This is a genomic window from Micromonospora sp. BL1, from assembly GCF_003667485.1.
In the GTDB taxonomy this organism is placed as follows: domain Bacteria; phylum Actinomycetota; class Actinomycetes; order Mycobacteriales; family Micromonosporaceae; genus Micromonospora; species Micromonospora tulbaghiae.
Genome location: NZ_RCVK01000180.1, coordinates 1 through 697, shown reverse-complemented (window position 1 = coordinate 697; position 697 = coordinate 1). Strand labels below are relative to the sequence as shown.

Genomic DNA, 697 nt, shown 5'->3' with positions numbered 1-697 from the left:
TGGCTTTTTCGTAGAGCAGGCCGTGGGTGAAAAGATCCGCGCCTTGGTTAAAACATCGCCTGAAACTTTGGTCAGCCTGAAGTCTGAGCTTACAAGTTACAAAGAAACCTTCGGGACGTCGATGGCCACTCCGCACGTGGCCGGTGTAGCCGCTTTAGTGAAGGCTGCGAACAAAAAACTAAAGCCCTCAGAGGTGAAGGCTTTATTGATGAAAACCGCCACACCGATGCCGCCCAACGAAGACAATCGTTATGGCTCGGGCCTGGTCAATGCCGCGGCCGCGGTGGAGGCGGCTCTGGAAATCAAATAACTCTTTTCACAGCCATTTTAACCAGCGACTTGTCTGTCATGCGCTTTTTCACTGCGCGCAGCAGACTGTCCAGATTCACCTGAACATTGTCATTAGTGTCGACACAGACACCGCCCACCCATGTCTGATCATTCACAACATGAATGTCCTGATGGCTGGCCGCAGTCACATCGACTTTGTCACCGTCAACTTTGATTTCAGCCTGAACTGATTCGCTGGCACCCTCGCCGAATTCCGATTCATCCCAGTCTACTTTGATCACGTGGCTGTTGCTGACCTTGATCAGGCACAGGCCTGTTTTGCGGTTGATGATGCTGATATCCCCACTGCCAGAGGACTTTTTATCGCTGAACAGGCTGTCCAAAGCACCGGCATACACGTCGGACG

2 protein-coding genes are annotated in these 697 nt (G+C 52.2%); one reads left to right on the top strand and one right to left on the bottom strand.

Annotated features, from left to right (window positions below; genetic code table 11):
* A partial coding sequence (locus tag EAD96_RS07470; RefSeq protein ID WP_147457850.1) for a S8 family serine peptidase occupies window positions 1-310 on the top strand: 310 nt, incomplete at its 5' end.
* On the opposite strand, the gene EAD96_RS30810 is transcribed toward EAD96_RS07470, so the two are convergent.
* Window positions 303-697 (bottom strand): hypothetical protein (locus tag EAD96_RS30810; RefSeq protein WP_233585511.1); only part of this gene is annotated, 395 nt, incomplete at its 5' end. The genes EAD96_RS07470 and EAD96_RS30810 overlap by 8 nt on opposite strands.